Annotated in this window: 22 protein-coding genes; 13 read left to right on the top strand and 9 right to left on the bottom strand. The window is 64.5% G+C overall.

Features of this window, described 5'->3' with window-relative positions; genetic code table 11:
* The first annotated feature begins 29 nt into the window (after positions 1–29).
* From Q0L25_RS17640 to Q0L25_RS17620, 5 genes are all read left to right on the top strand, one after another.
* Positions 30–899 (top strand): CDP-alcohol phosphatidyltransferase family protein, encoded by an 870-nt coding sequence (locus Q0L25_RS17640; protein ID WP_296616545.1) that lies wholly within the window; start codon positions 30–32, stop codon positions 897–899.
* A gap of 496 nt (positions 900–1,395) precedes the next feature.
* The gene (locus Q0L25_RS17635; RefSeq protein ID WP_296616543.1) at positions 1,396–1,719 is read left to right on the top strand and encodes a helix-turn-helix transcriptional regulator; all 324 of its coding nucleotides are present in this window, start codon (positions 1,396–1,398) and stop codon (positions 1,717–1,719) included.
* Positions 1,703–3,403 carry a SulP family inorganic anion transporter gene (locus tag Q0L25_RS17630; RefSeq protein WP_296616541.1) on the top strand — a complete coding sequence of 567 codons (1,701 nt, stop codon included), beginning with the start codon at positions 1,703–1,705 and terminating at the stop codon, positions 3,401–3,403. Before Q0L25_RS17635 ends, Q0L25_RS17630 begins: the two co-directional genes overlap by 17 nt.
* 22 nt (positions 3,404–3,425) lie before the next feature.
* The gene (locus Q0L25_RS17625; protein ID WP_296616539.1) at positions 3,426–3,734 is read left to right on the top strand and encodes a zinc ribbon domain-containing protein YjdM; all 309 of its coding nucleotides are present in this window, start codon (positions 3,426–3,428) and stop codon (positions 3,732–3,734) included.
* Positions 3,735–3,915: 181 nt separating this feature from the next.
* Entirely contained in the window at positions 3,916–4,743 is an 828-nt protein-coding gene (locus tag Q0L25_RS17620) for an oxygenase MpaB family protein (RefSeq protein WP_296616537.1), read from the top strand.
* Positions 4,744–4,746: 3 nt separating this feature from the next.
* Here Q0L25_RS17620 and Q0L25_RS17615 read toward each other — a convergent pair whose 3' ends face one another.
* Positions 4,747–6,177, bottom strand: a complete 1,431-nt coding sequence (locus Q0L25_RS17615; RefSeq protein WP_296616536.1) for an amino acid permease — start codon at positions 6,175–6,177, stop codon at positions 4,747–4,749.
* Positions 6,178–6,212: 35 nt separating this feature from the next.
* Entirely contained in the window at positions 6,213–6,797 is a 585-nt protein-coding gene (locus Q0L25_RS17610) for a hypothetical protein (RefSeq protein WP_296616534.1), read from the bottom strand.
* Between the two features lie 85 nt (positions 6,798–6,882).
* Between Q0L25_RS17610 and Q0L25_RS17605 the strand changes: the two genes are divergently transcribed.
* The 4 genes from Q0L25_RS17605 to Q0L25_RS17590 all read left to right on the top strand — a co-directional run bounded on the left by Q0L25_RS17605 (position 6,883) and on the right by Q0L25_RS17590 (position 9,758).
* The gene (locus tag Q0L25_RS17605) at positions 6,883–8,037 is read left to right on the top strand and encodes an isovaleryl-CoA dehydrogenase (RefSeq protein ID WP_296616532.1); all 1,155 of its coding nucleotides are present in this window, start codon (positions 6,883–6,885) and stop codon (positions 8,035–8,037) included.
* Between the two features lie 12 nt (positions 8,038–8,049).
* Positions 8,050–8,676, top strand: a complete 627-nt coding sequence (locus tag Q0L25_RS17600) for a glutathione S-transferase family protein (protein WP_296616530.1) — start codon at positions 8,050–8,052, stop codon at positions 8,674–8,676.
* 6 nt (positions 8,677–8,682) lie between these two features.
* Positions 8,683–9,096 (top strand): LuxR C-terminal-related transcriptional regulator, encoded by a 414-nt coding sequence (locus Q0L25_RS17595; RefSeq protein ID WP_296616529.1) that lies wholly within the window; start codon positions 8,683–8,685, stop codon positions 9,094–9,096.
* A 95-nt stretch (positions 9,097–9,191) separates the two neighbouring features.
* The gene (locus Q0L25_RS17590) at positions 9,192–9,758 is read left to right on the top strand and encodes a DUF4199 domain-containing protein (protein WP_296616528.1); all 567 of its coding nucleotides are present in this window, start codon (positions 9,192–9,194) and stop codon (positions 9,756–9,758) included.
* On the opposite strand, the gene Q0L25_RS17585 is transcribed toward Q0L25_RS17590, so the two are convergent.
* The 3 genes from Q0L25_RS17585 to Q0L25_RS17575 are packed head-to-tail and all read right to left on the bottom strand — an operon-like array spanning position 9,733 to position 11,881.
* Positions 9,733–10,854, bottom strand: coding sequence for an HlyD family secretion protein (locus Q0L25_RS17585; protein ID WP_296616526.1), 1,122 nt, complete (start codon positions 10,852–10,854; stop codon positions 9,733–9,735). The genes Q0L25_RS17590 and Q0L25_RS17585 overlap by 26 nt on opposite strands.
* Positions 10,851–11,291 carry a PaaI family thioesterase gene (locus Q0L25_RS17580; protein WP_296616524.1) on the bottom strand — a complete coding sequence of 147 codons (441 nt, stop codon included), beginning with the start codon at positions 11,289–11,291 and terminating at the stop codon, positions 10,851–10,853. The genes Q0L25_RS17585 and Q0L25_RS17580 overlap by 4 nt, the downstream gene beginning before the upstream one ends.
* Positions 11,288–11,881: a TetR/AcrR family transcriptional regulator gene (locus tag Q0L25_RS17575; protein WP_296616523.1), complete on the bottom strand. Its 594-nt coding sequence runs from the start codon at positions 11,879–11,881 to the stop codon at positions 11,288–11,290. The genes Q0L25_RS17580 and Q0L25_RS17575 overlap by 4 nt, the downstream gene beginning before the upstream one ends.
* A 56-nt stretch (positions 11,882–11,937) precedes the next feature.
* On the opposite strand from Q0L25_RS17575, the gene Q0L25_RS17570 reads away from it, so the two are divergent.
* Positions 11,938–13,551, top strand: coding sequence for a DHA2 family efflux MFS transporter permease subunit (locus Q0L25_RS17570; protein ID WP_296616521.1), 1,614 nt, complete (start codon positions 11,938–11,940; stop codon positions 13,549–13,551).
* A 3-nt stretch (positions 13,552–13,554) separates the two neighbouring features.
* Here Q0L25_RS17570 and Q0L25_RS17565 read toward each other — a convergent pair whose 3' ends face one another.
* The 3 genes from Q0L25_RS17565 to Q0L25_RS17555 form a co-directional block, all read right to left on the bottom strand.
* Positions 13,555–16,806, bottom strand: a complete 3,252-nt coding sequence (locus tag Q0L25_RS17565; RefSeq protein ID WP_296616520.1) for a DUF3857 domain-containing protein — start codon at positions 16,804–16,806, stop codon at positions 13,555–13,557.
* Positions 16,807–16,894: 88 nt separating this feature from the next.
* A complete protein-coding gene (locus Q0L25_RS17560; RefSeq protein ID WP_296616518.1) occupies positions 16,895–18,391 on the bottom strand; it encodes an acetyl-CoA acetyltransferase in 1,497 nt (498 codons plus the stop codon).
* Between the two features lie 5 nt (positions 18,392–18,396).
* Positions 18,397–20,472, bottom strand: coding sequence for a M13 family metallopeptidase (locus Q0L25_RS17555; RefSeq protein ID WP_296616516.1), 2,076 nt, complete (start codon positions 20,470–20,472; stop codon positions 18,397–18,399).
* Between the two features lie 111 nt (positions 20,473–20,583).
* Here Q0L25_RS17555 and Q0L25_RS17550 point away from each other — a divergent pair, with 111 nt between their 5' ends.
* Positions 20,584–22,185 carry a carboxyl transferase domain-containing protein gene (locus Q0L25_RS17550; RefSeq protein WP_296616514.1) on the top strand — a complete coding sequence of 534 codons (1,602 nt, stop codon included), beginning with the start codon at positions 20,584–20,586 and terminating at the stop codon, positions 22,183–22,185.
* A 20-nt stretch (positions 22,186–22,205) separates the two neighbouring features.
* On the opposite strand, the gene Q0L25_RS17545 is transcribed toward Q0L25_RS17550, so the two are convergent.
* Positions 22,206–22,640, bottom strand: coding sequence for an endonuclease domain-containing protein (locus Q0L25_RS17545; protein WP_296616513.1), 435 nt, complete (start codon positions 22,638–22,640; stop codon positions 22,206–22,208).
* Positions 22,641–22,716: 76 nt separating this feature from the next.
* Between Q0L25_RS17545 and Q0L25_RS17540 the strand changes: the two genes are divergently transcribed.
* A complete protein-coding gene (locus Q0L25_RS17540) occupies positions 22,717–23,220 on the top strand; it encodes a nuclear transport factor 2 family protein (RefSeq protein ID WP_296616511.1) in 504 nt (167 codons plus the stop codon).
* Positions 23,217–25,055, top strand: coding sequence for a biotin carboxylase N-terminal domain-containing protein (locus Q0L25_RS17535; RefSeq protein WP_296616509.1), 1,839 nt, complete (start codon positions 23,217–23,219; stop codon positions 25,053–25,055). The genes Q0L25_RS17540 and Q0L25_RS17535 overlap by 4 nt, the downstream gene beginning before the upstream one ends.
* The last annotated feature ends 33 nt before the right edge of the window (positions 25,056–25,088 follow it).

Genomic DNA, 25,088 nt, shown 5'->3' with positions numbered 1-25,088 from the left:
GCGCCGGCAATAACCCATGTCGAGGCCCTGTGGTCGCCGCCACAGATTCACACTCAAAGGATTTGCAGTTGAAGCACTACCCAATCGATGAATCAGGTCGGGGAAATCTCGGCCCCGATTTTGGGCCGCTGGTTCACTCGACTGCAATCCGCTTCCGTGTTCTTCAGGAAACCGGCCCGGTCTCTGCGCAGCCGGCCGAACCCGAGGAAGTTGCGCCGATCAAGCAACCGGCTGAACCTGTTCATCATGTGCGGGTGAATAACAGCTTTCTGGCAACCCAGGAACGCAAAGCATTGCTGTGGCTGGCCGCGCGGACGCCATCGGCAGTGACCCCCGATCATCTGACCCTATTGGGGCTGGTCGGTGCCGTCTTGGTCATGGCGGGATTCGTCGCCTGCCGCCTTTCGCCCTGGTTCATGTCCCTGGCGATCCTGGGGCTTTTCCTGAACTGGCTTGGCGACTCGCTCGATGGCACGCTCGCTCGCCATCGCAAGATCGAACGGCCCGACTTCGGCTATTTCCTGGATCATTCCTGCGATCTGATTTCGCAGACCTTCATTTTCGTCGGGTTGGGGCTGTCACCCTATTTCACCGTGTTTTCCGGCCTGCTCGCACTCTCCATGTATCTGCTGATGACCAGCTTCACCTATCTCAAGGTATTGATCCTCAAGACCCATCACCTCTCCTATTACGGCATGGGGGCGACCGAGTTACGCCTGCTCGTGGCGGCTTGGTCGTTCTTCGCGCTTTGGTACGGCCCCGGGCTGATCGACGCCAGTTTCATGGGCCTGCGTCGCATCGACATTACGATTTTCGCTTTGTGGTCCTTGGTGTTTCTGGCCTTCATGTGGAAGGTCTGGTCGGATACCAGGCGATTCCGACCCATCCTCGACAGGTAAGCCGTTCCTGGCCCATCGCCGAAGGGAGGCGCTTGGGTCAGGTCTTGCCCCCATAGACGGCTCTTGCGCTGCTCGCGCTTACCGCGGATCACGCCAACAAGGTGGCGGATGATCTTCGCGGCTTCCTGACGGGTCTACCGCGCTCTGCCAAGCGTCGCGGTGTGATTTCACCGCAGTCGCGTCCATCCGCGCCGCCCCTTCCGCTGCTAACAGCTTTGCGCGCCTTTCCGCGACATCGGTTACCCCTTGCTCGATAACGGTCCGCCGGGTGTTCATCTGGAGCAACAGGGGACTGAAGCGCGACATAAAGCAGCGCCAAGGGGCTTTGCCGTGCCCAAGATCTTCTCGTGAAAGTTCGGGCGGGGCCGGCGTTTGACCCGCCGACCGATTTAAGCAGGCGTCGTCGCATCGGATTGGCAAATCAGATTGCCAATACTATATCTGCATGATTACAGATCAAATCTGCTACCTGATGTTTTATACATCATGAGGAACCATGATCACGTCTCAGCAAATGCGTGCGGCCCGCGCCCTTCTCGAGATCGACCAACGCCAACTCGCCGAGCTCGCGGGACTGTCGCTGCCGACCATCCAGCGCATGGAGGCATCGGGCGGCCAAGTGAGGGGTGTCGTGGATACGCTGGTCAAGGTGATCTCCGCGCTCGAGCACGCCGGCATCGAACTGATCGGAGAGAATGCCCCGAGCATCGGGGTAGGGCGCGGCGTGCGGCTGAAAGAGACGCTGACCGGGGATTCGACGAAGCACGTGCCGTCCATGTTGTTCGACCAGACGTCGGGAGCCAGTGGCAGTGCTGAATGACGCGCGCTGGACGGCTTATACGCCCAAGCTGATCACCGTTCTCGGCGAAGGCTATACGTTCGATCGCTTCAAACGCGACGCCATAGCCGGCCTGACCGTCGCCATCGTTGCCCTGCCCCTAGCGATGGCGCTCGGCATCGCGAGCGGTGCGTCACCCGACAAAGGTCTGATCACCGCGGTCGTCGCCGGATTCCTGATCTCCGCGTTGGGCGGTTCGCGAGCGCAGGTCGGCGGGCCCACCGGCGCGTTTGTCGTGGTCGTGTTCAACGTGATCGCGCAGCACGGCTATGACGGGCTGTTACTCGCCACTCTGGTCGCCGGCTTTATCCTGATTGTCGCCGGTTATGCCAAGCTCGGCGCGCTGGTGAAGTTCATCCCACACCCTGTGGTCACGGGCTTCACCGCAGGCATCGCCGTCATCATCGCGTCGGGCGAGGTTAAGGATTTCCTCGGCCTGTCGATCGACAAGGTTCCAGCGGATTTCCTGCCGAAATGGCAAGCCTATTTCGGAGCGCTCGGCAGCATCCATGCCACGACGCTGGCGATCGGCGTTGGGTCGCTCCTCCTCATTATCGGATTGCGCAAGGTGGCGCCACGCGTGCCCGGTTTCCTGGTCGCGATAGTCGTCGCATCCTTGGCAGTCGCGCTTTTGCACTTGCCCGTGGAAACGATCGGTTCTCGGTTTCCGCACATTCCGGCTGGCCTGCCCGCGCCGGCGCTGCCGTCGATCTCGCTGGCCAAGTTCCAAGCGATCCTGCCTTCCGCCTTCACCATTGCGTTCCTTGCGGGGATCGAGGCGTTGCTGTCGGCGGTAGTGGCCGACGGGATGATCGGATCGCGGCACCGCTCCAATCAAGAGCTGGTCGGCCAAGGCGTCGCCAACATCGCTTCGGCCCTGTTCGGTGGATTGCCGGCGACCGGCGCGATCGCCCGGACGGCGACGAACATCCGGGCTGGCGCGCTGACCCCGATCGCCGGCATGTTGCACGCGCTGTTCCTGCTCCTGTTCATCCTGTTCGCGACCAGTCTGATGGCATTCGTGCCGATGGCGGCGCTGGCGGCGATCCTGTTCATGGTCTCCTGGGGAATGAGCGAGCATCAACGCTTCATCGGCTTGCTTCGCATGCCCAATGGCGACCGCGCGGTCCTGTTGCTCACCTTCGGGCTCACGGTCCTGGTCGATCTCACGATGGCGATCGCGGTCGGTGTCACCCTCGCCTCGCTGCTGTTCATGATGCGGATGAGCGAGACGGTCCAGATCGATACCGGCGGTGCGCCGGAAGGCGACGAGGGCGAGGACGTCCATCAGCGCGACGCGCTTCCCGCCGGCGTCGAAGTATTCCGGATCGATGGGCCGGTCTTTTTCGGCATCGCCAACGAGTTGCTTGATACGCTGCGGCGGATGGGCCAGACGCCCAAGGTCATTATCCTCCGCATGCGGCGGGTGCCGCTGCTCGACGCAAGCGGCGCGACGACCATCGCCGAGATCGTGCATCGATCGGGCGGCGCCGGCGCTCAGATCATCTTGTCCGGCGTGCAGCCGCAGCCCCTCGCCATGCTCGATCGGGTTCGTCTCGGGCGAGACAATGCCGGCGTCATCCACGCAGAAAGCTTTCCCGAAGCGCTGCGGATCGCCGCAGGCATCGTGACCGCAACCAACGCCGCGCCGACCGCGCTCAACTGATAGCTGGACCGAAAGCCCGATCATGACCGATACCAATGACGATTACGTCTATGATGAAGCCACCGGCGAGTGGATCAGCGCTTCCGCAGCAGCGGCGAACGCGCAGGATCCCGATATCGTCGAAGTCCGCGACGCCGTCGGCAACCTGCTCGCGGACGGCGATAGCGTGACCCTGATCAAGGACCTGACGGTCAAGGGCGCGAACCAGACGCTGAAGCGGGGCACAGTGATCAAGTCGATCCGTTTGACAGGCGACGACCAGGAAATCGACTGCCGTTACGAAGGCATCAAGGGCTTGGTCCTGCGCGCGGAGTTCGTTCGCAAGCGCTGACCATGGCTTTAGACCTGTGCGGAATCCAACCTCGCGGCGGCACGTTGGGCCAGCGCGGTGCGAGCGCGAAATCTAGAGCCAAGTGCCGCACCACCCCGCTCTTGCCGTTCTTGCGATCCTTGATCTCTCGCACCAATAGTGGCGGCTCGCCTGCGGCAGCGACTTTGCCTATGCATCCCGAATGATCGGCCTTCGCTCCGCCATAGCACGTCAGGTTCGCGGCTTGCTGTCCGATCCCGCCAATCCGCCGATCGTCCGCGCGCTCGACGGCAGCGGGCTGTTCGCGCCCGGTTCGGTCAGCTGGCGCGTTCATATCGACGTCACCGGCATGATGGTCGGCGGCATCGCCGCGCTGATGCTGCAGATGCTCCATCCGCGGGTTCTGGCCGGCGTGTGGGACCATTCGAGCTTTCGCGACGATATGAATGCCCGTCTCAAAGGAACGGCGCGCTTCATTGCCCAGACCACCTTCGAAACGCGCGCGTCCGCCGAAGCGCAGATCGCGCGCGTCCGCCATATCCATGACGCCGTATCGGGAACGCTGCCAGACGGGACGCTCTATCGGGCAAGCGATCCACATCTCCTTGCCTGGGTCCATGTCGCCGAAGTGTCGAGCTTCCTCGCCGGCTGGATTCGCTATGGCGAACCCGACATGAGCATTGCCGACCAGGATCTTTATTATGCCGAAGTCGCGCTGATCGGGGATTTGCTTGGCGCCGACCCGGTTCCGCGCAGCCGCGCGGAGGCGGAGGCGATCATCCGCGACTTCCTGCCTGAGCTGAAAGCCGATGCGCGCAGCCATGAAGTGCTGCACATCCTGCTCGACCAGCCGCCGCCCAGCCTGATGCTGGTGCCGTTCCAGGCCATGACGATGCGTGCCGCGATCGACTTGCTGCCCGAATGGGCACGACGGATGCACGGCCTTCGGCGTCCGAGCTTGAGCCGCCCGGTCGTCCATGCGGGTACGCGCGGTATCGCCGAGGTCGTGCGCTGGGCGCTGAAGTCGTGAACGCTAAGCGATCGAGGCGCGGCGCCGGGCGTAGAGAAAATAGATCGCCAGCCCGATCCCGTTCCACACGAAGAACGAAATCTGCGTGATGCTCTGCAGGCTGGTGAAGAGGTAGAGACAGCCAAGGATCGCGATCGGCGCGACCAGCCAGACCAGAGGCGTGCGAAAAGGCCGCCGCGCCCCCGGGTCGCGCCGACGCGATACCAGCACGCACACCGCCACGGCGACGAACGCGCACAAGGTCCCGGCATTGGCGAGGCTGGCGATCACGTCGAGCGGGACGAGCGCGGCCAGCACCGACACCAGCACCGCCGTCACCGCGGTGATCCGTGCCGGCGTGCCACGAGTCGACACCTTGGCCAGGCCGGCCGGCAGAAAGCCGTCGCGCGCCATCACCAGGAAGATTCGGCTCTGGCCATAGAGGAACCCCAGGATCACGGTTGGCAGTGCGATCGCCGCTGCCGCGGCTACCACAGTGGCGACGCCGCCCTGCCCAATCTCGCGCAGGATCAGCGCCAGCGGCTCGGGGCTGTTCGAGAATTTGGAATAATGGAGCGCGCCGACCGCCGCGGCGGCGACGACCATGTAGATCACCGTACAGGCCAACATCGATCCGACGATGCCGATGGCGAGATCGCGCTCCGGGCGCTTGGCTTCCTCCGCCGCGGTCGAGATCGCGTCGAACCCGTAAAAGGCGAAGAAGATGATCGCCGCGGCGCCCATCATGCCGTATTTGACGCCGCCCGCGCCGGGCGTGCTGCCATAACCGAGCGGGGCGAAGGGATGCAGGTTGGCCGCGTCGAAATGCGGCAGCGCGACCGCGACGAACAAGGTCAAGGTCACGATCTTGAGTACCACCAGCGCGGTGTTGATCCGGGCGCTCTCGCGAGTGCCCAGCATCAATAGTCCCGCCACCACCGCGATGATGAAAATCGCCGGGACGTTGATACCCGGCGTTGCAAGGTGGAGCGTTCCGTCGGCGATTGACCCGGCGAGGCTCGGTCCGTGCGTCAGCGCGTCGGGCAGGACGATACCCAACCCCTTTAAAAATCCGACGGCATAGCCTGACCAGCCGACCGCGACGGTTGCCACCACCAACGAATATTCAAGGATCAGCGACCAACCGACCACCCAGGCGATCACCTCGCCCAACGTCGCGTAGCTATAGGTGTACGCGCTGCCCGACGCCGGGATCAGCGTCGCCATCTCGGCATAGCAGAGCGCCGCCGCCGCACAGATCGCGCCCGCCACGACGAAGCTCAGCAATACCGCCGGTCCGGCGCGATCCGCTCCGACCCCGATCAGCGTCAGGATACCTGTGCCGACGATCGCACCGACGCCTAGCGCGACCAGATGCGGCCAGCTCAACGTGCGCGCGAGCTGATGCTCTGGCGCGGCTTCGGTAATCGTCTTGCGGCGGAGAAGACTGGTCATGCGAGCCCCTGATCGTTTCGGATGAGACTAACGCGTCAAACCACCCAGGCAAATGCCGCGATCAGCATCAGCGCGATTTCCGTGGCGAGCAACGCGACATTGAGGCCGCGCGACTTCACGATCAGCAACAAGACCAGCAGCGGGATATGGAACAGTCCGGCGACGAGCGCGACCCAGCCATGCGGGCCTGCCTGAGTGTCGGCCTTGACCGTCAGCCCCATCGCGCTGGTGATCGCCGTCACCACGATCAGCGCGATCGTCAGGCCCAGCACGCCACCCAAGACCTGCCGATTGTGCCGATCGTACCACGCGTCGAAATCCGGCCATTCGTCGGGATCGTCGGGAAAGATCAGCGTCGAGATCAGATAATAGCTGCCGACGAAGCCCAGGACGACGAGCAACGTCGCGAGATTGGCGTGGAGATGCTCGCGATGGGCGTAGACCGTGTTCCAGAAGGTGGTCATGTCGATCAGCACGAACAGGCCGAGCAAGGGCGTGAGCCAGCCGACATGCGCCTTGCGCCGCATCTTGATGACCCGGGCGAAGCCCGCCAGCACCTCGGTCACGGCGAGCCCGAGGACCAGCCCGAACATCGCGAAAACAAGATCGAACCCCTGCAAGCGGCACTCCCCCGTGCTGTCCGGGTGGGACGCTAGCGTGGCCACCGACGGCGCGCTACAGCCCGGATCAACACAGGAGACGATAATGGACGCCACCCTCGATTTCGCGCTCGGCGAGACCGCCGACATGATCCGCGAGACGACCCAGCGCTTCGCCGCCGACAAGATCGCGCCGCTTGCCGCGAAGATCGACGCCGAGGACTGGTTCCCCAAGGAGCTGTGGCCGCAAATGGGCGAGCTCGGCCTGCACGGCATCACGGTCGAAGAGAAATATGGCGGGCTCGGACTCGGCTATCTCGAACACGTCATCGCCTGCGAGGAAATCAGCCGTGCCTCGGCCTCGATCGGTCTTTCTTACGGCGCGCATTCGAACCTTTGCATCAACCAGCTGCGCCGCTGGGCCAGCCCTGAGCAAAAGGCCAAATATCTCCCCAAGCTGATCTCGGGCGAACATGTCGGCAGCCTCGCCATGTCCGAAGCGGGCGCCGGATCGGACGTCGTCGGCATGAAGCTCCGCGCCGAGGAAGTTCAGGGCGGCTATGTGCTCAACGGCACCAAATTCTGGATCACCAATGCGGCCTATGCCGACACGCTCGTCGTCTATGCCAAGACGGGCGAAGGGTCGCGCGGCATCACCACCTTCATCATCGAGAAGGGCATGCCCGGCTTCTCGATCGGCCAGAAGATCGACAAGATGGGGATGCGCGGCTCGCCGACCGCCGAACTGGTGTTCAACGATTGCGAAGTGCCCGAGGAGAATGTCATGGGCCCGCTCAACGGCGGCGTCGGGGTGCTGATGTCGGGACTCGATTACGAGCGCACCGTGCTCGCCGGCATCCAGCTCGGCATCATGCAGGCGTGCCTCGACGTGGTCGTCCCCTATGTCCGCGAGCGCAAGCAATTCGGCCAGTCGATCGGCACGTTCCAGCTGATGCAGGCCAAGATCGCCGACATGTATGTCGCACTCAACAGCGCGCGCGCCTATGTCTATGCCGTCGCGCGTGCCTGCGATGCCGGCAAGACCACGCGGTTCGACGCGGCCGGCGCGATCCTGCTGGCGAGCGAGAATGCGGTGAAGGTCAGCCTGGAAGCGATCCAGGCTCTCGGCGGTGCGGGCTATACCAAGGACTGGCCGGTCGAGCGCTTCGCGCGCGACGCCAAGCTGCTCGACATCGGCGCCGGCACCAACGAAATTCGCCGCATGCTGATCGGTCGCGAACTGATCGGCGCCGGATCATAGGAGCCAGCCAGCATGAAGCTGATCGGCCAGTACGATTCGCCCTTCGTCCGTCGCGTCGGCATTACGCTGACGCTTTACGGCATCGCGTTCGAACATCTGCCCTGGTCGACCTTCGGCGATGCCGACAAGATCGCGCCGTACAATCCCCTGCGGCGCGTACCCGTCCTCGTGTTCGACGATGGCGTGTCGGTGATGGACTCCAGCGTCATCGTCACCTTGCTCGACGAGATGGCGGCCAATGACGCCGTATTGACGCGGACCGGTGCGGATCTCAGGACCATGCTGCGCTGGTGCGCGCTCGCTGCCGGCGCCGCCGACAAGGGCGTCAGCCTGGTCTATGAGAAAGCGTTCCGCGACGGTCTGCCGATGTGGGTCGACCGCTGCCGCGCCCAGGTGACGGACACGCTCGACCTGCTCGACCGCGAACGCGGCGCGGCGGGCAAATGGTTGGGCGGTTCGTCGATGAGCCATGCCGACCTGCTGACGGCCACCGTCTTCCGCTTCATCAGTGAGGCATTGGCCGATCAGTTCGACCTCGACCGCTGGCCGGCGCTCGTGGCGCATTCGCAAACCTGCGAAGAGATGCCCGCATTCCGCGCAATCTATCAACCCTATCAGCTCACGCCACCCAAGGCCTGACGCACGATGTGGCGAACGGCCATCCTCTATGCGCTGGGCCTGGCCGTCGCCGCGGTTGCGCTCGAGCAACTCAAATTCCGTTACGCCGCCAGCGAGATTTCGACCGATTTCTATGTCGGCTTGCTCGCGATTGGCTTCACCGCGCTCGGCCTCTGGGTCGGCCACCGCCTGACCGCCCGCAAGCCGCGCGGGCCGTTCGAGCGCAACCAGGCCGCCATCGCCTCGCTCAGCCTGACGCCGCGCGAATGCGAGATCCTCGATCTGCTCGCTTCGGGCCAGTCGAACAAGGAATTGGCGCGCACCCTCGGCGTGTCGCCCAACACCGTGAAGACCCACCTCACCAACTTGTTCGCCAAGCTGGAGGTGGATCGCAGGGTCAAGGCAATCGAGAAAGCGCGGTTCCTGGCATTGATCGAATAAAAGATACCGGATTCGCGAAAATCACCCGTTCGGGCGATAGTATCCGCCAATGCGGACGGCGATGAGATCGTCCTCCGCAACAAGGGGGAACATCCATGACTCCGACGCTTCGTTATTCGCTCATCTATGGCGGGCTGGCCAGTACGGTCCTGGCCGCCTTCATAGCGGTGACCGCCTTCCTCAACCACAAGGTGCAATGGGTCGCGACCCTGGCCTTCGGCTATTCGGTTATGCTGGTGGCGATGAGCTTCATCTTCGTCGGCGTGAAGCGCTATCGCGACGTCGAGCGCGGCGGAGTGATCGGATTCCTGCCCGCGCTCGGCCTGGCCCTGCTGATCGCGCTGATCGCAACCATCGCCTATACCGTGATCTGGGAAATGTATCTGGCGGCGACGCATTATCGCTTCATGGACGATTATATCGCGTCGCTGCTCGCCAAGGCGCGCGCCGGCGGCAAGAGTGCTGCGGAGATCGCCCGGATGAGCGCCGAACTCGATGGCATGCGGGCGATGTACGCCAATCCGCTGGTCCGGTTGCCGATGACCGCGATGGAGGTGGCGCCGGTCGGGCTGGCGGTATCGCTGTTCTCCGCGGCCTTGCTGCGCAATCCCAGGCTGCTGCCCGCACGCGAGAATGTCAGAGCAGCATCACCTTCGCGGTGACCGACAGGCCCGGCCTGAGCGTCGCCAGCGCCGCCTGGCCCGGGTCGAGCCGGATACGCACGCCGACGCGCTGGACGATCTTGGTGAAATTGCCCGATCCCGGCTCGAACGGCAGCAGGGTGAACTCGCTGCCCGATCCGGGCGCGAAGCTTTCGACCGTGCCGGTCAGCGTCTCGCCCAGTGCGTCGACATAGATTTTCGCCTTTTGCCCTTCGCGCATGCCGCGCGTCTGCGTCTCCTTGAAATTGGCGACGACATAGAGCGAGCGCGTCGGAACGACCGTGAACACGCGGCTGCCGGGCTGGACGAAATCGCCGACCTGGACCTGGCGGTTGCCGACCACACCGTCGATCGGTGCGACAACCAAGGTGTGCCCGCGATCCTGGCGCGCGAGGTCGAGCGCGGCGCGCGCCTTCTGGGCTGCTGCTTCGGCGGAGGCGACTTGCGCTTCGAGCACCGGGCGCCGCGCGCGCGTCACGTCCGCTTGTTCGCTGGTCACGCCCAGCTCGGCGCGCGATTTCTCGGCAGCTGAAGCCGCGCCGATCGCCGTCGCCTTGATCCGTTCGGCGTCGCGGCGCGTGGCAAAGCCCTGACCCAGCAGCGAATCGTATCGCACCTTGTCGGCGTTCGCGCGGATCAATTCTGCGTCCGCCGAGGCGATTACCGTGCTTGCGGCGCGGACCTGCGCGGAGGCGAGGCGCTCATCGGCATCGAGCGCGGCGAGCGACGCGCGCGCCGTGGCAACACCGGCTTCGGCATCGGCCAGCGCGGCCTGGGCAGCTTGCACCTTTGCATCGTAATCCTGTGTATCGATGCGAACGAGCGGATCGCCCGCGTGCACGATCTGATTGTCCTTCACCAGTACAGCCGCGACCAGCCCGCCGACCTTCGGCGCGACCGCGCTCGAATCGGCGTGAAGATAGGCATTGTCCGTCGACTCGCTCGACCTCGGCGCGGTCAACCACAGGATGCCGGCAATCGCCACCGCGAGCGCGACCAGCCCCATGACCAGGGCGCTACGCGGGACCGCGAAACGCTTTTTGGTGGGGAGTTCGGACGCCGTCGCGGCGTCGGTCGAGCCGAAAGGAGCATTCATTTCGCGAGCACCAGCAAGGTGGACGTCGCGGTCGCCATCACGCGACCATCTGCATCGCGGATGTCCGCCTCGGCAAAGGCGACGCGGCGGCCGATATTGACCACCCTGCCCTCGGCGCGAACCGGCCCCGTTCGGTCGTTCATGCCGCGCAGGTAAGAGACCTTGAGTTCGAGCGTGGTGAAGCCCTGATCGGGCTTCAGCATCGAATGAACGGCGATCCCGCACGCCGAATCGAGCAACGTTGCGGCATATCCGCCATGGACGCCGCCCATCGGATTATAATGGCGCTGATCGGGCGTTCCCTCGAACACCGCCCGTCCTCGCTCGACCTCGATCAGCGAGAAATCGAGCGTCCGTCCGATCGGCGGCTGGGCGCCGCGGGCGAGCAAGTCGCGAACCTGTTGAAGACCGTCAGGGGCGTCGATCACTTCGCTCATTGGCGCCCCTCCAAACCATAACGCACGACCAGTCCGGAACGCGCATCGGCCAGGATCGCGTCCGACTGCGCCGGATCGGCAACCGCCCGCGACAACGCCACCGCGCCGACCATTTGCGCCAGCATTGCCGATCCTTCGGCATGCGGATCGGCGATACCGATGCCGCCCAGAGCCTTGGCCAGCCGCATGGTCAGCGCTTCCACGCCCTTGCCGAAGCGCTCGCGCTGCGGTTCCCCCGACCGCGCCAGATCACCCGACAGGGTCGGCAGGGGGCAGCCGCGCTCGCGCCGATCGCGATGCGCCGGGCTGAGATAGAAGTCGATATAGGCCTTGAGCGCGGCGCGCGGATCTTCTGTCTGCTCGATCGCGTCCGACCGTTCACGCGCATCATCGAACATCGTCCCGATCGCATCGGCGATCATCGCGTCCTTGGACTCGAAATGCGCATAGAAGCCGCCATGCGTGAGGCCAGCGCGTGCCATCACGCCCGCCACGGCGACGCCATCGGGTCCCTTCGCGCGGATTTCCTGCGCGGCTTCCTTCAACACCCTTCGGCGTGTCTCTGCCTTGTGCTCGTTCGAATAGCGCACTTGAACGCCTCCTTTATATGACGCATATAATATAAACGCAGCCGGAGGCAAGTATATTGGCGTCGATACCACTCTCCCCCCAGGGATCGGCGCGCGCTCCGGCTACACCGTTCGATCCCTCTCGCCTGACCAATCGTCAGAAATATCTGATCTTCGGCGTCATGGCGTTCGGCCAGTTCATGGCGTTGATCGACATCCAGATCGTTGCCGCCTCGCTCAACGAGGTTCAGGCCGGATTATCGGCCGGGCCAGACGAAATCAGTTGGGTGCAGACTGCCTATCTGATGGCCGAATTGGTGATGATCCCCTTCTCGGCGTTCCTTGCCCAGGCTTTGTCGACGCGCTGGCTGTTCGCGCTGTCGGCCGGGCTGTTCACGCTGTCGAGCATGGCGTGCGGGCTCGCCTGGAATATCGAATCCATGATCGTGTCGCGCGCTGTCCAGGGTTTTGTCGGCGGCGCGATGATCCCGACCGTCTTCGCGACCGGCTATGTCCTGTTCTCGGGAAAGCAGCGCGCGATGATTCCGGCGATTCTCGGCATGGTGTCGGTGCTGGCGCCGACCTTGGGCCCGACGGTGGGCGGCTGGATCACCGATGCGATGGGATGGCGCTGGGTGTTCTTCATCAACGTCGCGCCGGGCATATTGGTGACGGCGCTGACGCTCGCGCTGATCCGCGTCGACGCCCCCAACCTAGCAATGCTCAAACGGATCGACTGGGTCCACCTGGCTTCGATGGCGGTGGCGCTGGCCGGCCTGGAATATGTACTGGAGGAAGGACCCAAGAACGAGTGGTTCACCGACATCCGCATCCAGATCGGCGCGTGGCTGTCGATCGTGGCGTTCGTGCTGTTCCTTGAACGATCGTTCCGGTCCAACGGTCCGATCGTCAAGCTCACGCCATTCCGTAAGCCGACCTTCGTCTTCGCCTGCGCGTTCAACCTGGTGATCGGTTTCGGACTCTATGCAGGCACCTACCTTATCCCGCTCTTCCTCGGCCGGGTGCGCGGGTACAATGCGTCGGAGGTTGGCAGCACGGTCGTCATCGCCGGATGCGCGCAATTGCTCGGCGTGCCGATCGCCGCCAGCCTCTCGCAACGCGTCGACCAGCGGATCGTCATAACTGTCGGCCTGGCGCTTTTCGCGCTCGGCTTATGGTTGTTCTCGACGATGACTCCCGACTGGGGTTTTGCCGCATTGTTCTGGCCGCAAGTCGTACGCAGCTTCGCGGTGATGCTGTGCATCGTGCCCTCAGTGGGCCTCGCGCTCGGCAATTTCGAGGGACCGGAATTGCGCTATGCGTCCAGCCTTTTCAACCTGATGCGTAACGCCGGCGGCGCGGTGGGGATCGCGCTGGTCAATACCTGGCTGGCCGACAATACGCGGCTCCACGCGCTACGGCTGAGCGAGGCATTGGGGCAATCGGCGAAGGCCGCGAACGACACGGCTGCAGCCCTGGCGCGCGAACTCGGCGCAGTTACGCCGGACCCGGCACAAGCGCTGCTGATGGCGCAGGGCCTGATGAGCCGGATCGTCGGACGCGAGGCACTGACCTTGGCGTTTGACGACGTCTTCCGCCTGATGGCGTATTTGTTCCTCGCGGCACTCGTGATGGTCCCGTTTTGCCGACCGCCGCGCCCCGGGGCGGCGGCCCCGCCGGATGCGCATTGAGGCTCAGGGTTTCACGCCGTAGCTGGCATAGGTGTCGGCGATCTGAGGATCGATCAACGTCGCGGCGGCAATGTCAGCCTTGCCACTGGCCGCGTTCCCCAACCGCTTGCGGGCAACACCGCGGCCGAACAGGCTGCTGGCAAGATTGGGCTGAATGCCGATCGCCTCGCTGTAATCGCTTTCCGCCTTGGTCCAATCGCCGCGTTGCAATTGGACCATGCCCCGACTGTCGAGGATATAGGCGTCGCGGCCCACATTCAGCGCCTTATCGCATTCGGACAATGCCTTATCGAGCTCCGCGCGGAACATCGCGCGCGCCCAGCACGCTCCGTTGAGCGCATTCGCGTCGTCCGGCTTTGCGGCGAGTTGTGCCTCCATCCGTGCGATATACGGTTTCGGATCGCCGCCCAGGGCCAGCGCGAAGTCGCGCTGTTGCGCGATGTCATCATTGTCCGGATCGACCGCCAAGGCTGCTGCATAAGCTCCCAGGATCGCATCGCGCGATGGCTTGTCGGCGACCTGCGCCTTCAATGCCGGAATCGGCACCGCGGTATCGGGCCCGAGCTTGATGAGCGCCAGCATGTCGGCGAGCCTGCCCTTGCTGTCCGCCTCGAGCCCATAGTTCAACCGCACGCGATAGGTGTAATCGTCGGGATCGAGCAACAAGGCCTTGTCACTCTCCGCCACAGCTTCCGCGCGATTGCCTTGCGCTGCCAACACGTTGGCCAGCAACGAGTGAGTCCAGGCCTTGTCACCGAGTAGCTTCACGGCGGCGCGAGCATCGCCAAGCGCTTCGGCGAGCTTGCCGCGTTGCAGGTTCAGCGTCGTGCGCGAACTCAATGCCTCGGTGTCATTGGGCATCTTGCTGAGCAGGATATCGAGGTCAGCCACGGCCCCAATGCTATCGCCGACATCGCTGCGGACCGCCGCGCGGCGACGATAGGCCTCGGCCGCGTCCGGCCAGATCAAGACAAGCCGGTCGTAAAGGATGAGCGCATCCTCGTTGCGGCCGGCATCGACGAGCATTTCCGCCTTGCCGATTATCGCCTGCGGATTGCGGCGGTCGGTGGCGAGCGCCCGATCGTAGGCGATCGATGCTTCTTCCTTGCGGTCGAGTTTGCGCAACAGCAACCCACGCATCGCGAGGGTCGCGGCGCCCTTTTCGCCCGCCGCGATACGCCGATCGACCAGCGAAAGCGCATCCTGGTTCTTGCCGGCCAGGGCCAACCGATTGATTTCGGCGTCGCTCGAATCCGCCGGCTCGGACTTGCCCGTTGCCGCCGCGAGGTCTTTCGTTCCGGTTTCCGCGGTGGTTCCGGCGAAATCCGCCGAAGCGCGCACGAACAACGCCTTCGCAAACAGCACGTCGGTCTGCTTATCCGCGGCCTTTGCGTCGCTGTAGCTGATTTCGGCCGGTTTCGTCCGGGTCGCGGCGGTCATCTCGAACCGCTCACCCGACAGGGACGCTGTTCGTGTATAATGCACACCCGCAATCGTACGGTCGATCGGATCTCCTTCCACCGAAAAGCCGCGGCCGCCTTGCGGCAACAGGATCACTTCTCGATTGAGGACATAATTGCCCTCAACCGCAACCGGCGCGGCGTCGGGATCGGTATCGCGCTTCGGTGCCAGATCGCGCCCCAAACGCGCATTATCCGCTTCATATCGCTGCGCACCATCAATGCCCGCGGTCGACCAGGTCATTTCGGCGGTGCCAGTGAAGCTCATGCTGACGTCGCCGGTCTTGTCGTCGACGGCCCAGTCGACGGTCTTGACCGTTACGCCACCTTGTCCGGCCCAGGCGGAACGCAGCATTTCGTCGCGCTTGCTGGCGTCCATAGCCGTCAGCGCGATCCGCATCTGCGCGCCGACATCCCCGCGATAGATAAGGGTCCCACTCGCCTTGGCCGGCTTGCCCAGGCCCTCACGCGCGTCGAGAACCAGCTTGGTCTCCATATTGGGCAGAGCCGGTTCAGTCGCGGCCAGCGCGACCAGGGCCTTGGTCGACGTTTCGATCGGCAATGCCCATTTGAAGTCCGGCACCGCGATCGTATCGATGCCGCGATCGCCCAACCGCGTGCCATCGAGCCAATAGACCTTGCCGGCGATGGTCGCACGCACGATCACATGGTTGAATCGTCCAGGAAGCGGCAACGAAAGGTCGAGCCCGTCACCTTCGGTCGCCGACACCAATGCCGGCTCGGCTGTGATGCCGAGCGCGTGCAGCATCGCAAGGAGCAGTACGGTCTTGCCCTTGCAGTCACCGCTCTTGCCCGTCCAGACCGTGTCCGCGTTTTCAGGGGTATAGCCGCCCAATCCGTCGAGCCGCGCCATATAGCGGACCTGCGATTGCACGACGCGCAACGCTTCCGACGCGCGCACCGCCGGGTCGGCGGACAGCGCAGCGATGCGCTTCACCTGTGCCATGACCGGCGAGTCCGGTGCGATCGTCGTCGCCTTGGCGTAGAGCGGACGCATGACGGCGGCGACCGCGCCCCAATCAGTGAAGTCGGCCACCTGGACTACCAGTCCGTTGGAATAGCGCGCCGGCGCCCCGGGGATGACCGGAGGCGAAGTCCAGCCATCGCGGGCGAAGGTCACCGTCTGAAACCCGCTCGCTTTCGTCAGCGTGGCGGCTGGGACCGACGGGCCGGCCTTCCAGTTCATCGCGCGTTCGATCGGCCAGCTATAGCGCAGAGACAGGCGGTCGATCGGCAGTGGGGTGGCCAGCGGGAACGTCGCCTCTGCATGGCCCTGCAGCACCGGATTCAAGGCGTCGATCGTATAGGCCATCTCCACTTCGTCGCCCACCCGCAAGTCGGGAACGGCCATGACCGCGGTCAGAACGCCATCCAGCGTAAACGATTCCAGGCTCTTTTCGCGGCGCAATATCTGGAAGCCCTTGCCATCCTTCAGAACGTCGATCGTCTCGGCGCCGCGATGGATGACGATGCGGTTGAATGTCGCGCTGCTGAGCCCAGGCTGCCAGGCGACGCCGACATTGCCGACCGCGAGCAATCCCTCGGGCGTGTTCACTCGAAGGACCTGACGCACGAACTGGTGCATACCGTGATCGTCGAAGCGGACCTGCAGGTCCAGGACGCGGCGCGTGAGCGCTCCATCGGCCGGCTTGGCAACGGGCACGTCGATCCGCGTTACCCAAGCCGGCTGGGCCCCGAAATGCAGAACATCATCCGCGCGCGCCTGACCGATACTCCACACAGCACATGTCAGGACCAGCAATAGCCGGATCATCGTTCCGCCCCCGAAAACAACAGCTTTCCGGCAGATTAGGGCACCGGTCGGCAAAGACAATCAAGAGATTCCACCCGTTTCGGAGCGATCAATCCGGCGCTGCCGTCCAGCGCGGGAGATCCCCGAGTGTCAAAACCCCCGCCCGCCCCACCGGATAGCGATCTCGATCGACGATCGCCGCCAGTGTCGCACGATCGTCGGGCGCAACCGCCGCCATCGTTCGCGCGCCGTCGTCTGTCCGGAGGATGACCACGGCGTGATCTACCGTGCCATCGCGGCGATACAGGATCGTCGCCGTCTCGAGCGACGCTTTGCCATCCGCCGGCATCACGGTCGGCGGTATCGCGCCCCGCCGCTTCTCGGCATCGCCGGCAACCGAATAGTCCTGATCGAGCGCACGGTCGCGGGGCGTGGCACTCAGCACCAATGCATGGTGCTTGGTGACGAACTCACCCTGTCCATAGAGCAACCCGGTGCCGCTGCCCGACCGCAGCCGCCGCACCATCGCCGCGACGGCGTGGAGCATATAGTCGTTGAGCGGCGCGCCGAAGAAGGTCAGCCCGCCCGTCACGGTCGGCACAACATCCGCGCCCAAGCCGAGCGTCCGCCGCGCCATCTTGGGAACGCAGGGAAAGCAGCTGTAGAGCTCGACCGCATCGAAGCCGCGACCTTCGTTCAACTCGAGCGCGCGCGTCAGCACGGCATCTTGTGCGGCGCTCCCGGCATAGCCGTCGCGCGCAAGATAATCGCGCGGTTCGTCCGCCGCAGCGCCGCCGACCAGATGAATCATCGCCGCCGGATCGATCCCGGCCTCGCGCGCCATGGCCAGGCTGGTGACGATTACCGCCGCGCCCTGATTGACCATCGGGTTGGCGACCATCAGCTTCGTATAGGGCCAGGCGATCAGGCGGTTGTCGGGGGTGACGCGGGCGATGTCTTCAGCCGAGTAACGCCTGTTCAGCCAACTCGACGGATTATCGGCCGCGACTGCTGAATAACGCGCCCATAATTCCGCCGATTCCGCTTGCGCTTCGGCCGGCGTCTGCCCCCAGGCGTGGGCGCTCGCCATGTCGTAGAACGGATAGACGTTAACCGGCATCGACGCGCCGAGCGCGACCGCCAGCGGATGGAGATAGGTCGCACGTTCGATCCGCCCCGGCGCGTCGTGCGCGAACGGAGGCCAGGGAAGTTCCACACCCTCCTTCTGCGCCCGCGCGGCGCTATGTTGAGCTTCGGCACCCGCGACCAGCGCGACCTTTGCTTCGCCCCGGGCGATCGCCAGCGCGGCTTCGTGAACCAATTTGGTCGGCGTCTCGCCGCCGATCGCGGCATAGCTGAGCGACCGTGGCGCGATCCCCAGCCGCGCCGCGAGCTCGGCGGGCGGGTCGGCGTAGCGCCAGCTTACCAGGTTGACGACATCGAGCCGGTCGATCCGGTGGAGCAAGCCACTGCCGGCATCGTCCTCCGCTCGCCGCGCGGCGAGCGTCATCAGCTCGATCGGATCCAGTGCGTGGCTGAGCGCCGCCGGACGATCGACCGCCTCGCCGCATCCGACGATGACGGGCGTGCGATCGTCCGGCGTCACGCGCCTTACCAGACGTGGACGCGGTCGCCCGGCGCCAGATAGCGCTTGTCGCCCGGCTTGATCCCGAACGCATCGTACCAGGCGTCGAGGTTGCGTACCGTTTCAACGCGCAACGGTGCCAGCGCATGGACGTCGGTCGCGATCCGCGCGCGCATGGCGCGGTCGCGCATCTTGGTCCGCCAGCTCTGCGCGAAGGCGAGGAAGAAGCGTTGATCCCCCGTCAGCCCGTCGATCACCGGCGCCGGCTTTCCGCCCAGCGACGCATGATACGCCTCATACGAGGCGGTCAGGCCGGCGGTGTCTGCAATGTTCTCGCCCAGTTCCTGCTGGCCATTGGCATAGAGGCCCGGCAGCACTTCGTACTTGTTATACTGGTCGATCAGCGCCTTGCCTGACGCCTCGAACCGCGCCAGGTCGGTCGGCGTCCACCAATTGTGCAGGCGTCCGGTCGAATCGAAATCCGATCCCAGATTGTCGAACGAATGGCTGATCTCATGCCCGATCACCGCGCCGATCGCGCCGTAATTGGCGGCAGGATCGAAGGTCGGATCGAAATAGGGTGTATTGAGGATCGCCGCCGGGAAATTGAGCGCATTCTGCAGCGGCAAATTGACCGCATTGACCGTCTGCGGCGTCATCCACCACTCGCCGCGATCGGGCGTCTTGCCCAGCTTGCCGATCTGATAGCGGTAATTGGCTAGCTTCGCGCGCAGCAAATTGCCCGCCGGATCGGTCGCGCTGACCGCATAATAAGGACGCATCGGCCAGACGTCCGGATAGCCGACGCCGACCTTCAATACCGACAGCTTCTTGCGCGCCTCCGTCTTGGTGGCAGGCGCCATCCAGTCGAGCGCGGCAATGCGCTTGTCGAACGCCGCGACGATATTCTTGACCATCGTCTGAATCGCCGCCTTGGACGATGCCGGGAAATATTTGGCGGCGTAGATCTTGCCGACCTCATAGCCCAAGGCGCCGTTGACCGCGCCGATCGAGCGCTTGTCGCGCGGCTGCTGCGCCGGCGTGCCGGTCATCTGCTTGCCGAAAAAGTCGAACTTCGCGTCGTCGAACGCTCTGGGCAGAGTAGAGGCGACCTCGTTGATGCGATGGAAAGCGAGCCAGTCCTGCCACGACTGCATCGGCTCGCTCGCGACCAGGCCGGCGAGCTTGGTCGTCGTCTCGGGATTCCAGACGATGAAATTCTGCTGCTTAGGCAGCCCCGCCGCGGTCCAATAGGCGTTCCAGTCGATGCCCGGCGCCTTCTTGGCGAAATCGGCGCGGGTCCAGGGATTGTCGCCCTTATGCGCGTCCTGCGCGGTGACGATGTCCGTCTGCGCCTGGGCGATCTTCGTCTCGAGCGCGAAGACGCGGCCGGCGCGCGCCTTGGGATCGCTCATCCCGGCGAGCGTGAAGATCTTTTCCAGATAGTCTTTATACCCGTCGCGGAGCTCGGCCATCTCCTTCTTGTCGGACAGGTAGTAATCGCGGTCGGGCATGCCGACGCCGCCCTGCATCAGATAGGGCGCGTTGATCGTCGGCTTGTTGAGATCCTGCCCGACGAACAGGCCGAACAGATTGTCCGTCGACGCATAATTGTTGTTGTTGAACGGATCGGTGTCGGCCCGCATGTTGGCGCCGAGCATCGCCGACAATTCCGCCTTGGTCTTGAGCGCGGCGATCGGCGCCAGGATCGGCTTCAGCGGAGCGGTGCCCCGCGCCTCGATCGCGGCGCTATTGTTATAGGCGTCGTAATAATCGGCGATGCGGCGAAGGTCGCTGCCCGGCTTCGCCTTCGATGCAGCTGCCCCCTTGATGATGTCCGCGTTGCGCGCCTCGGCGACCTTGAACACGTCGAGTCCGACGCCGATCGACGAGCGGTCGGCCGGGATTTCGGCGGTCTTCAACCACGTGCCGTTGGCATAGGCATTGAAGTCGTCGCCGGGCTTGACGCTATGGTCGATCAGCGACTGGTCGACGCCCGATTTGGTCCCCATTACCGCCTGGGCGAGAGCGGGAGCCTGCCACATGGCGACTCCGCCTGCGGTGGTGGCGAGCAGCATGGCGGCGAGAATTGAGCGCTTCATCGGGAACCCTCTTTTGTCTGGTGTATGACTCGCTGGCTACACCAACACAGTTTGCCGCGCTAGGGGCCCGCGCGGCTTCCCAACGGCAATCTGCAAGGCTAGGCAGGCGGAATGAGCGCACCTGTTCTCGACACCCGCCTCTCCCCCGACAGCGACCAGTTCCGCGCCAATGCTGCGCACAATCGCGCGCTCGTCGACCGTTTGCGCGCCGACGTCGCGGCGGCCGCTCTGGGCGGCAATGAAAAGAGCCGCGAGCGCCACACGGCGCGCGGCAAGCTGTTGCCGCGCGATCGTGTCGAACGCCTGCTCGACCCCGGCTCGCCGTTCCTCGAGATCGGTCAGCTCGCCGCCTGCGATCTCTACGGCGGAGAAGTGCCCGGTGCTGGGATGATCGCCGGCGTCGGGCGCGTATCGGGGCGCCAGGCAATGATCGTCTGCAACGACGCCACGGTGAAGGGCGGCACCTATTATCCGATGACGGTCAAGAAGCATCTCCGCGCACAGGAGATCGCCGAACAGAATCGCTTGCCGTGCATCTATCTGGTCGATTCGGGCGGGGCCAATTTGCCGCATCAGTCGGAGGTGTTTCCCGACCGTGACCACTTCGGCCGAATCTTCTTCAACCAGGCCAATATGTCGGCCAAGGGCATCCCCCAGATCGCCTGCGTGATGGGCAGCTGCACCGCTGGCGGTGCCTATGTCCCCGCCATGTCCGACGAGAGCGTGATAGTCCGCAGCCAGGGCACGATCTTCCTCGCCGGCCCTCCCCTCGTCCAGGCAGCAACTGGCGAAGTGATCTCGGCCGAGGATTTGGGCGGCGGCGATCTCCATGCGCGCAAATCGGGCGTGGTCGACCATATTGCCGAGAATGACGAGCATGCGCTGACCATCGTCCGCGATATCGTCTCGACACTGCAGCCCGATGCCAAACCAGACATCGAATTGCGCGAGCCGCGCCCGCCCAAGTTCGATCCGCACGAACTCTACGGCATCATCCCGCAGGACGTCCGCGCGCCCTATGACGTGCATGAGATCATCGCCCGGCTGGTCGACGGATCGGAATTCCAGGAGTTCAAGGCGCTCTACGGCAGCTCCTTGGTCTGCGGCTTCGCGCACATCTGGGGCATGCCGGTCGCGATCCTGGCGAACAACGGCGTGCTGTTCTCGGAAAGCGCGGTCAAGGGCGCGCATTTCATCGAGCTCGCCTGCCAGCGCCGCATTCCGCTACTGTTCCTGCAGAACATTTCGGGCTTCATGGTCGGCGGGAAGTACGAAGCCGAGGGGATCGCCAAGCACGGTGCCAAGCTGGTCACAGCGGTCGCCACCGCCAGCGTGCCCAAGGTCACCGTATTGATAGGCGGCAGCTTCGGCGCGGGCAATTACGGCATGGCCGGCCGCGCCTATTCACCGCGCTTCCTGTTCACCTGGCCTAATAGCCGGATCAGCGTGATGGGCGGTGAACAGGCGGCGAGCGTGCTGGCAACGGTCCATCGCGACGCAGCAAAATGGACGCCCGAGGAGGCCGAAGCCTTCAAGCAGCCGATCCGCGACGACTATGAGGCGCAAGGCAACCCCTGGCACGCCACCGCGCGATTGTGGGACGACGGTATCATCGACCCGGCGCAGACTCGCGACGTCCTGGGCCTGGCGTTTGCTGCGTGTCTCAACGCCCCGATCCCCGAGACGCCGCGCTTCGGCGTGTTCCGGATGTGATGACGGGTGGCGAGCCCTCCTCATTCCTCCCCGAGCTCGTCTCGGGGAGGGGGACCACCCGGCACCGCCGGGTGGTGGAGGGGCAACCGCGCACGTGCAGTTACGACAATATGGCCTACTACGCCCTCAATATCTCTGAGTATGTCTATCGCCGCTATTCGCAATGTCGCGATACCAGCAGATGCGAGCCAAGCATCTCGACGAGCATCGCGTTGCGGCCGGTCTCCACGGCTGTGCGCTTCGCCATCGACCTCGATCGCCAGCCGCGCATCACTGCAATAGAAGTCGAGACTAAGCTTTTCACCTGTAGGGCGCTGTCGTCGAAATTTCAGGTCGCCGGGCCGCTTTCTCAACTCTTGCCAAAGCAGAATTTCTGGCAGCGTCATCTCGCGACGGAGCCGACGCGATTGTCGAACCGCCTTCACCTTTCCCTTCGGTGCGACGTCTCTGAACATAGTCCCTGCCCCTCCACCATGCTTCGCATGGTCCCCCTCCCCGAGCCAAGCTCGGGGAGGAATTGAAGGAACCACAATGAACCTTGTTCTTCTCCCCCTCCTTCTCCTCGCCTCGGCCGCAGACCAGAAATCCAACGACAAGCTTCCCCCCGCGAACCCGCTGCCCATGCCGGTCAGCGAGGAATCGCAGGTGATGGTCCCGCTCAATGCCTGGTTCGCCGCGATCGATGCGGCCGACGCCAACGCGATCCGCGCGCAGCTCCGCATGGACGGCGGCGGCGGCGCGACCGTCGCGGCGACCAAGGCGGACGGCAGCAAGATCGTCCGTCACATGACCTGGGAACAATATCTCGCCAATGTGAAGCCTGGCGAGCATCGCTATCACGAGCAATTCACCGGCCGGCCGGCGATCGAGATCGACGGCGACATCGCGATGGTCTGGGGCGAGTTCACTCTGTCGGTCGACGGCAAGGTCGCGACCTGCGGCGTCGACCATTTCGACCTGATCCGCGAGAACGGCCAGTGGAAGGTCCAGAACGTGACCTGGTCGCAGCGCACGACGGAGTGCCCAGAGGCGTGATCACCTCCCTACTCATCGCCAATCGCGGCGAGATCGCCTGCCGTATCATCCGCACCGCCCGCGCGATGGGTATCCGCACGATCGCGGTCTATTCAGACGCCGACGCCCGCGCGCTTCACGTTCGACAAGCCGACGAAGCGGTGCATATCGGGCCGTCGCCGGCGCGGGGAAGCTATCTCGTCGGCGACAAGATCATCGCCGCCGCACAACAGACCGGCGCCGAAGCGATCCACCCCGGCTATGGCTTCCTGTCGGAGAATGCCGATTTCGCGAAGGCGGTGAACGACGCCGGCCTGATCTGGGTCGGCCCCAATCCCGACAGCATTCGCGCGATGGGATTGAAGGACGCTGCCAAGGAGCGGATGATCGCGGCGGGCGTACCGGTAACGCCGGGCTATCTCGGCGAGGATCAGCGGCCCGGTCATTTGAAGGCCGAAGCCGACAAGATCGGCTACCCAGTCCTGATCAAGGCGGTCGCGGGCGGCGGCGGCAAGGGCATGCGCCGGGTCGACGCCTCGGAGGACTTCGCCGACGCGCTCGCTTCCTGCCAGCGCGAGGCGGCCGCATCGTTCGGCGACGATCGCGTGCTGATCGAGAAGTACATCCTGAGCCCGCGCCATATCGAAGTGCAGGTGTTCGGCGATAGCCATGGCAATGTCGTCCACCTGTTCGAGCGGGATTGCTCGTTGCAGCGTCGGCACCAGAAAGTGATCGAGGAAGCCCCAGCCCCCGGCATGGACGAAGACACGCGGGCGGCAATCTGTGCCGCAGCAGTGCGCGCGGCAAAGGCGGTCGACTATGTCGGCGCCGGCACGATCGAGTTCATCGCCGATGCGAGCGAAGGGCTCCGCGCCGACCGCATCTGGTTCATGGAAATGAACACCCGCCTCCAGGTCGAGCATCCGGTGACGGAAGAGATCACCGGCCAGGACCTGGTCGAATGGCAACTCCGGGTGGCGTCGGGCGAACCCTTGCCGGCGGCACAGGACGAGCTCGAGATCAACGGTTGGGCGATGGAAGCGCGGCTCTATGCCGAGGATCCCGCCAAGGGTTTCCTGCCCTCGATCGGCCGCCTCGAAGCGTTCGATCTGGGCGAGAATGCGCGGGTCGATACCGGCGTCGAGCAAGGCGCCGACATCTCGCCTTTCTACGATCCGATGATCGCCAAAGTCATCGCTTGGGGCGAGAATCGGGAGGAAGCGCGCGAGCTGCTCGCCGATGCGCTGTCCGACGCGATCGTCTGGCCGGTACGGTCGAATGCCGGCTTCCTGGTCGAAGCGCTCGAACATGAAGCGTTCGCCGAAGGCGATGTCGATACCGGCCTGATCGCGCGCGAGGGCGATGCGCTGATGCCGCCCGCGCTGCCGTCCGACGAAGCGCTGGCCGACGCCGCCGCTGCGCTGATCGGAGAAGTGCCGATGGCGGGCTTCCGCCTCAACGCCCAGCCTCGGCGCACCGATACCTTCCTGCTCGACGGCGCGACGGTCGCGATCGAGCATGGCGCGGGCGAAGCCGGATCGGAACCGGTCGACAGCCTGCTGATCGCCGAGGGCGGGCAGGTCTGGCAATTGAGCCGCTGGCGTGCGGCTGGGGGTGCGGCGGGCGCCTCGGCGGATGGCGCGATCCTGGCGCCGATGCCGGGCCGAGTGATCGCCGTGGACGTCGCGGCCGATGCCGCGGTGACGAAGGGCCAGAAGTTGCTGACGCTCGAGGCGATGAAGATGGAACACGGCCTGACTGCGCCATTCGACGGAATAGTCGTGGAGTTGAACGCGACGGTCGGATCGCAGGTGCAGGTGGACGCCTTGCTGGTGCGGATCGAGAAGGCGGAGTGACTTACCTTTTCGTCACCCCGGACGTGTTCCGGG

Origin of the sequence: Sphingomonas sp., assembly GCF_024508665.1 — a bacterium.
Lineage (GTDB): Bacteria > Pseudomonadota > Alphaproteobacteria > Sphingomonadales > Sphingomonadaceae > Sphingomonas.
The sequence above is the reverse complement of the archived record's forward strand: the minus strand, read 5'-3'. Positions and strand labels throughout refer to the sequence as shown.

Coding starts and splice junctions, on each gene's coding strand:
- Q0L25_RS17590 (WP_296616528.1), top strand. CDS start 9,192: ATGACTCCGACGCTTCGTTATTCGCTCATCTATGGCGGGCTGGCCAGT.
- Q0L25_RS17615 (WP_296616536.1), bottom strand. CDS start 6,177: ATGACCAGTCTTCTCCGCCGCAAGACGATTACCGAAGCCGCGCCAGAG.
- Q0L25_RS17635 (WP_296616543.1), top strand. CDS start 1,396: ATGATCACGTCTCAGCAAATGCGTGCGGCCCGCGCCCTTCTCGAGATC.
- Q0L25_RS17585 (WP_296616526.1), bottom strand. CDS start 10,854: ATGAATGCTCCTTTCGGCTCGACCGACGCCGCGACGGCGTCCGAACTC.
- Q0L25_RS17625 (WP_296616539.1), top strand. CDS start 3,426: ATGACCGATACCAATGACGATTACGTCTATGATGAAGCCACCGGCGAG.
- Q0L25_RS17550 (WP_296616514.1), top strand. CDS start 20,584: ATGAGCGCACCTGTTCTCGACACCCGCCTCTCCCCCGACAGCGACCAG.
- Q0L25_RS17600 (WP_296616530.1), top strand. CDS start 8,050: ATGAAGCTGATCGGCCAGTACGATTCGCCCTTCGTCCGTCGCGTCGGC.
- Q0L25_RS17540 (WP_296616511.1), top strand. CDS start 22,717: ATGAACCTTGTTCTTCTCCCCCTCCTTCTCCTCGCCTCGGCCGCAGAC.
- Q0L25_RS17545 (WP_296616513.1), bottom strand. CDS start 22,640: ATGTTCAGAGACGTCGCACCGAAGGGAAAGGTGAAGGCGGTTCGACAA.
- Q0L25_RS17555 (WP_296616516.1), bottom strand. CDS start 20,472: ATGAAGCGCTCAATTCTCGCCGCCATGCTGCTCGCCACCACCGCAGGC.
- Q0L25_RS17605 (WP_296616532.1), top strand. CDS start 6,883: ATGGACGCCACCCTCGATTTCGCGCTCGGCGAGACCGCCGACATGATC.
- Q0L25_RS17565 (WP_296616520.1), bottom strand. CDS start 16,806: ATGATCCGGCTATTGCTGGTCCTGACATGTGCTGTGTGGAGTATCGGT.
- Q0L25_RS17580 (WP_296616524.1), bottom strand. CDS start 11,291: ATGAGCGAAGTGATCGACGCCCCTGACGGTCTTCAACAGGTTCGCGAC.
- Q0L25_RS17595 (WP_296616529.1), top strand. CDS start 8,683: ATGTGGCGAACGGCCATCCTCTATGCGCTGGGCCTGGCCGTCGCCGCG.
- Q0L25_RS17620 (WP_296616537.1), top strand. CDS start 3,916: ATGATCGGCCTTCGCTCCGCCATAGCACGTCAGGTTCGCGGCTTGCTG.